The sequence below is a fragment of the Ruegeria sp. BB7 genome (genome assembly GCF_056539365.1).
This window is the reverse complement of sequence record NZ_JBQFUV010000037.1, coordinates 1-3253: the sequence shown is the minus strand read 5'-3', so window position 1 is coordinate 3253 and position 3253 is coordinate 1. Positions and strand designations below refer to the sequence as shown.

Here is a 3253-nt window from a genome sequence, read left to right as displayed (position 1 = left end):
CGCCTATTCGGCTACTTGAGACCATTGTTGGCCTATCGCTTACGCTACTTGAGGCCGGGTAGTGTTCTTTTCATCGTTAGAGAGATAAGGGGGATTTTTCTAGGTTTGGCGGTGACCTACTCTCCCGGGGCTTAAGCCCAAGTACCATTGGCGCGGCAGTGCTTAACTTCCGGGTTCGGGATGGGACCGGGTGTTTCACTTGCGCTATGACCACCAAACCGAGGAAAATCCCCTGTCGACTTTCCTGCTTTGCAGGAAAGCGACGCGGTGGCAGGCAGCGTATTTGCTTGCAAATGCGCGTTGCCACTCGGTTGTTATGTCACCCCTTACGGGGCTTCACATCAATCAACGTTGTCCAACTCAAGGTCGGTGTATGCTTTGGTCTTGTCTTTCCATTACTGGATCAAATCAAGCCTATCGGGCGATTAGTACCGGTCAACTGAACGCATTACTGCGCTTACATCTCCGGCCTATTGACGTGGTGGTCTTCCACGGCCCTCAGGGAGACCTTGTTTTGAGGGGGGCTTCCCGCTTAGATGCCTTCAGCGGTTATCCTGTCCGATCATAGCTACCCAGCACTGCCGTTGGCACGACAACTGGTCCACCAGTGGATCGTTCACCCCGGTCCTCTCGTACTAGGGGCAACTCCTCTCAAGTCTCCTACACCCACGGCAGATAGGGACCGAACTGTCTCACGACGTTCTAAACCCAGCTCACGTACCTCTTTAAACGGCGAACAGCCGTACCCTTGGGACCTGCTCCAGCCCCAGGATGAGATGAGCCGACATCGAGGTGCCAAACACTGCCGTCGATATGGACTCTTGGGCAGTATCAGCCTGTTATCCCCGGCGTACCTTTTATCCGTTGAGCGATGGCCCTTCCACTCGGGACCACCGGATCACTATGGCCGTCTTTCGACTCTGCTCGACTTGTCAGTCTCGCAGTCAGGCTGGCTTCTGCCATTGCACTCAACGAGCGATTTCCGACCGCTCTGAGCCAACCTTCGCGCGCCTCCGTTACGCTTTAGGAGGCGACCGCCCCAGTCAAACTACCCGCCACGCAGGGTCCCGGATCCGGATAACGGACCGCGGTTAGACATCAAGAGTGCGAAGGGTGGTATCTCAAGGGAGGCTCCACGGATACTTGCGTTTCCGCTTCAAAGCCTACCACCTATCCTGCACATCACAATCCTGATGCCAGTGCGAAGCTGTAGTAAAGGTGCACGGGGTCTTTCCGTCTAACCGCGGGAAGCCTGCATCTTGACAGGCAATTCAATTTCGCTGAGTCGATGTTGGAGACAGCGGGGAAGTCGTTACGCCATTCGTGCAGGTCGGAACTTACCCGACAAGGAATTTCGCTACCTTAGGACCGTTATAGTTACGGCCGCCGTTTACCTGGGCTTCAATTCAAGGCTCTCACCTCTCCTTTTAACCTTCAGGCACCGGGCAGGCGTCAGACCCTATACGTCGTCTTGCGACTTCGCAGAGCCCTGTGTTTTTAATAAACAGTCGCCACCCCCTGGTTTGTGCCCCCAGCCCCTAGTTGCCTAGGAACCGGGCCTCCTTCTCGCGAACTTACGGAGGTATTTTGCCGAGTTCCTTCAACATCGTTCTCTCAAGCGCCTTGGTATGCTCTACCAGTCCACCTGTGTCGGTTTAGGGTACGGTCTGATAGGAGGGCTATTTCCAGGAACCTCTCAGCAGCCCAATCAATCCGATAAGATTGAACTACACCTGAGATCCGTCACCACTCCACGGCCCAGGAATATTAACCTGGTTCCCATCGCCTACGCCTTTCGGCCTCGGCTTAGGGGCCGGCTTACCCTGCTCAGATTAGCTTTAAGCAGGAACCCTTGGACTTTCGGCGAGAGTGTCTCTCACACTCTTTGTCGCTACTCATGTCATCATTCTCACTAGTGATCTCTCCACGGGATCGCTCACGCGCCCGCTTCATCGAAAGCCTCTCTCCTCCAATACGCCCGAAGACGTGAAGGAGGAATGAGACTATGTCACACTACGCTCTGCTACCATGCCTTACGGCATCCTAAGCTTCGGCTCATGGCTTGAGCCCCGTTACATCTTCGCCGCAGGACAACTTATTTAGACCAGTGAGCTGTTACGCTATCTTTAAAGGATGGCTGCTTCTAAGCCAACCTCCTGGTTGTTTTGGTCGTCCCACCTGCTTTCCCACTTAGCCATGAATTGGGGGCCTTAGCTGTAGGTCAGGGTTGTTTCCCTCTCCACTACGGACGTTAGCATCCGCAGTGTGTCTGCCATCTAGTACTCCCGGGTATTCGGAGTTTGGTTAGGATCAGTAAGCCTGTGGGGCCCCATTACCCATCCAGTGCTCTACCCCCCGGGGTATTCGGATGACGCTCTACCTAAATAGATTTCGCAGAGAACCAGCTATCTCCGAGTTTGATTGGCCTTTCACCCCTAGGCACAGCTCATCCCGATCCTTTTCAACGGATGTGGGTTCGGTCCTCCAGTAAGTGTTACCTTACCTTCAACCTGGCCATGCCTAGATCACTCGGTTTCGGGTCTGATCCCACGAACTCATACGCCCTATTAAGACTCGCTTTCGCTACGCCTACACCTAACGGCTTAAGCTTGCTCGTGAGACCAAGTCGATGACCCATTATACAAAAGGTACGCCGTCAGCTCGCAAGGAGCCTCCGACTGATTGTAGGCGTTCGGTTTCAGGTACTGTTTCACTCCCCTCGTCGGGGTGCTTTTCACCTTTCCCTCACGGTACTGGTTCACTATCGGTCAGCAAGGAGTACTTAGCCTTCGAAGGTGGTCCTCCGATCTTCAGACAGAATTTCACGTGTTCCGCCCTACTTAATACGTCCATCAGAGCTTAGAATACGGGGCTGTCACCCGCTATGGCCATGCTTCCCAACATGTTCTTCTCACTCATCTGGCTCGGCTGGTCCCCGTTCGCTCGCCGCTACTAGGGGAGTATCAATTGATTTCCTTTCCTCCGGGTACTTAGATGTTTCAGTTCCCCGGGTTTGCTCTTAAAACCCTATGTATTCAGGTCTTAAGTACCTGTTTAAACCCCATATTGAGTATCAAAGATAACAATATGAAGCTTTCAGGTGGGTTGCCCCATTCAGAAATCCATGGATCAAAGCTTATTCTCAGCTCCCCATGGCTTATCGCAGAGTATCACGTCTTTCATCGCCTCTTGCTGCCAAGGCATTCACCAAACGCCCTTCTCGCGCTTGATTTGATCCAGAAAGAGAAAGACA

At 53.3% G+C, this 3253-nt stretch carries 2 rRNA genes; both read right to left on the bottom strand.

The features are described from left to right. Positions 1-103: 103 nt before the first annotated feature. A 5S ribosomal RNA gene (gene rrf, locus ACR0D7_RS19300) occupies positions 104-218 on the bottom strand. Positions 219-404: 186 nt separating this feature from the next. Beyond that, positions 405-3232, bottom strand: a 23S ribosomal RNA gene (locus tag ACR0D7_RS19295). Positions 3233-3253 lie beyond the last annotated feature (21 nt).